At 58.6% G+C, this 4,555-nt stretch carries 2 protein-coding genes; one reads left to right on the forward strand and one right to left on the reverse strand.

The genetic code is table 11. From position 1 onward, the window contains the following. Positions 1-81 precede the first annotated feature (81 nt). Positions 82-2,967 carry a hypothetical protein gene (locus ACILRA_RS20255; RefSeq protein WP_395663862.1) on the forward strand — a complete coding sequence of 962 codons (2,886 nt, stop codon included), beginning with the start codon at positions 82-84 and terminating at the stop codon, positions 2,965-2,967. On the opposite strand, the gene ACILRA_RS20260 is transcribed toward ACILRA_RS20255, so the two are convergent. Next, entirely contained in the window at positions 2,938-3,483 is a 546-nt protein-coding gene (locus ACILRA_RS20260) for an RNA polymerase sigma factor (protein WP_395663863.1), read from the reverse strand. The two genes, ACILRA_RS20255 and ACILRA_RS20260, sit on opposite strands and share 30 nt — an antisense overlap. Positions 3,484-4,555 lie beyond the last annotated feature (1,072 nt).

Raw genomic sequence — 4,555 nt, forward strand, 5'->3', positions numbered from 1 at the left:
TTTTTCAAAAGAGCCTCAAAACTTCCGTACTGGTCAATTCGCCACCCCGGCGGTTGACCGCCTCGCTGATGCCGAATAACGTTGAACCAGCAACGTCAGCCTTGGCATTGTCAAAAGAGAGCGGGATATCCGCGGACCTATGATCATGCAAACAAATGGGGGGTGGTCGTGCTTAACCGTCTTTACGTGTTGATGATCTCGCTTGTCGCTATTGCATGTGGAGGAACCGCTTCGCCGGTTCTTTCGAACGAAAAATCGTTGTCACATTTGCTCTGGGTTCATACAGCAAGTACTAACTTCACTACTGTAGGCCTTGACCAACTAAGCGACGCCTTGAGCTTTCTCAATGTAGCCTCAGATGGGACAGTTAGCGGTCAAGTAAATGTAGATTCGATCTTTGGGGATGATAGAAAGAGCGATGCCGAAGGGGGCTTCCGTGCGCTCGTTTTCAAGGGAAGGGTATACGGTGACTTCCGCAAGTTTGTATTTTCAGATATCGAAATTCATACCCATGACGGGGAGATTATTGCGACTGGTGAAGCTATACTTACGCTAGGTACTCAGATCTCAGTAGAGATAGAAATGAAGGCCGACATGCTGGACACGGCCATGCTTGCTGGCGCTCAGACACACGCACGATTAGGGGAAGCCGGCATTTTTGGCATGGCTGAGGCACTCCTCGAAGCGCTTCCTCCAAGTGTCAGTGTAAGCGGACGTTTAAGAGTCAACTCGCTGAAACTGGGCAGTCAGACCCTGGATAAGATGGAACTCGATTTTTCTGCCCAGCGTGACAAGCTCGAAATCAATCGCTTATTCACCGGGCTTCCCGGCAGGACGGAGATCTTGTTCCAAGGAGCATATGTTCGGTCCGCTAGTGCGAAATTGTTAGGCGATCTAGCGATTGAAACGGATGATTTGCGTGCGCTCACCTCTTGGCTCTGGCAGCAGAACCACAATCGGCTGGCAAGCCTGTGGAGTGGCAGCCGCGGCCGCCTCAAGATGCAGAGCAAGGTCAGCCTGACGGCGTCGCATCTGAGCCTCACGGATGCCGAATTCGAACTTGATGGCGAACGCGGGAAGGGGGCGCTCGCCGTTACTTCGGCGGGGCGCGGCGCGATTGATCTGAGCATTGCGAGCGAGCGCTTTGATATTGATTCTTATGCACCGCAGGTTATTCCCGGGGTCGCTGCCGCGTTGCGCGGGGGCGTTTCAGATTTCTTGGCGTTGGTGATCCCGCCTGCCGAAGCGCCGGATATTAGGCTACGAGCTACGGCGGCCGAATTGGTGCTAAACGCCGTGAGGGCGCGTGAGGTGGCGCTTGATCTCGAATGGGGTCCACAGGGGCTCGACCTCCGGGGCATCGAGATTGGCGAGTTAGCTGGCGCACGCGTGATGGCGACGGGCCTCATCCTCGACACCGGGAAGGGTGCTGACGGCACGGTGGGGCTCGAGGTGGAGGCGGATGATCCAACGGGCCTCGTCAGGCTCTTGGGGCTTGCCGGAAGCGAAGGCCTGCCATCGTGGGCCACGGGGCCAGGCGCCACCGAAGTCCGCGCTTCATTGTCGGTGAAACCGGTGGAGCTTGGCAGCGAATTCCATTTTCGCACGTCAGGGGCCGTGGGAGAACTCAACATCGCCGGCCAAGGCACAGCCTCACCCGGCGGCGGGCTCGCCGGCAATCTGGCTGCCACTGCGTCAAGCTCGGCGCGCATCCTCTCGCTCTTTGGCCTCGCATCGACCGCCTCCGACAGCGTGCCTGGCGCGCTCAGAATCGAGGCGGCAGGATCCTTTGCCGAAGGCTTCATGACCACCGCCACAGTCCAAGCCCACGGCGCTCGGCTCGACTACCGTGGCAGCGCTCATCCGTGGAAGGTCGGCCTGGGGCTTGACGGCCAACTTTCGCTCAATGCCACGGAGGCGGGCGACCTTCTTGCAGCCTCGGGTATTCCGGTGACAATGGGCAGGGGCGCTCTCTCAGGCGAGGCGCGGCTTGCCTGGCGAGAGGGCAAATGGACCCTGTCGCCTTTCGCTGGCCGGCTTGGCGAGGCGCCCTTTAGTGGCTCCGGCAGCCTCAGCCCACACCTTGAAGCCGAAGTTCGCATTGATACCGCGCCCCTGAAACTCACCGACGTAATGGCCGCCGCCTTCCTTGAGTGGGCAGTACCGAAGCTTGATCTCGAAACCGCCTTTGCCGCCGGGCTACCCTTCGGCCTCACTGGGCAGATCCTGCTCGTGCCGTCTGTGCTTGAAGTTTTTCCGCATTTCGATGCGCGCGATGCCCAGATCAGCATCAAGGCAAAGTCTGGCGAAACGCAGATGTCGATTATCGGCAAGGATGAAGGCGGGCGCGGAGTGGAGATAGAAGTGACATCAGCAGGCAGCGATGCCCGCCGCACGCTTTCCGGACTTGTCAGCGTTCCAGTTGATCTCGGACTGCATTTGCGGCTCGTGAACGGTATGCCGGTGGCGGTGGGGCAGGGCCTCGTGGAGCTTCGCTTCGAAAGCGAGGGCCGCATCCCCGCGGGTGTGCTTGCCACTATTCGCGGCGTTGGCACCTACAAAATCGAAGAGTTGCGCCTTCCCGACATCACGCCATCTGCCTTCGCAGTGGCCCTCGCGAAGGCCAAGGATCAGGCGGGGGTCATTGCCGCCTTCGATCAATTGCGCGGCGGCGAGGGACTTGCCATTGGCGCGACCGCGGGCCGCCTAACGGTTGCCGAGGGGCGGGCGATCTTCGATCCCGTCATCCACCGTGATGAGACGGCTGATGTGGAGGTGAAGACCATCGTAGAACTCGCGCTAGGCAGGGTAGGCATAAATGTGGCGCTGAAGTTCAAGGCGCGCGACGGCCAGCCGCCTATCAGCATCACTTATGCAGGCCAGCCAGCGGCGTTGACGCGCATCGAGAATAAATCGGAATTGCTCAACAGCCTGAGCCTACCAAACGATATGACAATGAAGCCTTAGAACCGCCCAATGCGGCTCTTGGCGGAATTGTGTGTGTGATCCCAAGCACTTGGCCGCCAGGCGGCAGGACTTTGCGTCAAAATCGGTACGGAGTGGCAAGGCGGGCATGAGCAGTGCCGTTTCCTTCAGATCCGGCTTCAACTGGTCCAACGCGAGGTAGAGCCACCGGACCTTCCGCTCGCTGTCTGACCAGTCTGCTGCGTCCTCCGTCTGGAAGGCCGCATAGCCATCCTGCATCACCCGGACGGAACGATGCCGACGCCGGTAGTCCCTGCAGGCATTGAGAACCATCGTGTAGAGCCAGGTCGAGAACCGGCTGTCTCCCCGGAACGACACGATGCGTTCCACAAGGCGCATGCAGATGTCCTGGGCCACGTCCTGGGCGTCGGCCCGCGAGCCCAGCCACCGGTAGGAAAACCGGAAAGCGGTCTCATGGTGGCGCTCCAGCAACAACTGGAGGGCCGGCCTGTCCCCGTTTCTGGCTCTCGCGGCCAGTGCCTCGTCCGTCCCGGTCATGTGATTTGAAGCTTGGGCGCACGAGAAGTGCGGATCCTTGGGTATGCCGGAAAAAATTTCCGCGGGAGCGCCCCGCCTGCGCCAGCCTCTCCCAGCCCCGATTCCAATCGCCATGGACTGGCCGAGCGAGGCAAGCCGGTTCGTGCTCGTGAAGCAATCTGCCTCGGTCCCAACGGCCTAATCCCCGGGGTTCAGCCGATCATGAAACCTCTTCATGGAATATCCCCCGGATGGCACATGAGAAGCCGGCAATTGAAGATCGGTGCGTTCGCTCGCCTCATCAGCCAGGCTCTCCACCCCCGGGACACGGTCCTGGATCAGTTTTGGCGCAGTGGCGCTGACAGTCTCCAGTTTCGTCGCGTGGGATTGCGCGAAAACCAGCCGTCGCTCCTCTCCCCCAACACCCGACCCGATGCCTTCGAAGCAGGTCCATGTCGTCGGGGTGCAATGATCAGAGCGCCTCGAGCACACGACCTGCGAGGATCCAACCGGTGTGATGCAGGTTTCGCAGTCATGTGTGATCAGTAAACATGCGCCTGCGCTTCGAGCCTCCGTCCCGCCGGGTATCATGCCCGTGCCGTCAGGCCAGATCTCGGCGGCAATACTCGCAACCGGGAAACTCAACGACAGAAAAACGAGGAAGAGAGCCCTGTTGAACCGGACAATAGCTGAAGGAACTTTCATCGCTTGACCTCTCGAACTGCGGTAGGAGCAGAATGTCATTCCAGCTGATCAGGAAAGCACATGGATTGAGGCGAATTTACGGTAAAAGCGGACCAAACAACCGAGCTGTTATCGTACAAGGAGCTAATCCAAGAACTTGATTAAAACACGTGCAAGAACGTCATCAGTGAATTCCACGAAGCTGGAAATTAAACATGAGTGGACCATGCTGTGCTGTAGTCTGGATCAAGAGCAACTTACCGTCATCTATTGAAATATTGCATTTTCCCCTATCTACGGGAAAGATGAGGGTCAAGCAGTAGTGTCCGGTTTAATTCACGGTCAATCGCGAAGAAGCCAATAACGACGGGGAATCTGGCGATTTTCGGGGTGTCCACGATTTGAAATT

The sequence above is a fragment of the Aestuariivirga sp. genome (assembly GCF_044239095.1).
Classification (GTDB): domain Bacteria; phylum Pseudomonadota; class Alphaproteobacteria; order Rhizobiales; family Aestuariivirgaceae; genus Aestuariivirga.

Bases quoted from the DNA above. Each gene is read 5' to 3' on its own strand.
- ACILRA_RS20260 (WP_395663863.1), bottom strand. From the start codon at position 3,483: ATGACCGGGACGGACGAGGCACTGGCCGCGAGAGCCAGAAACGGGGAC.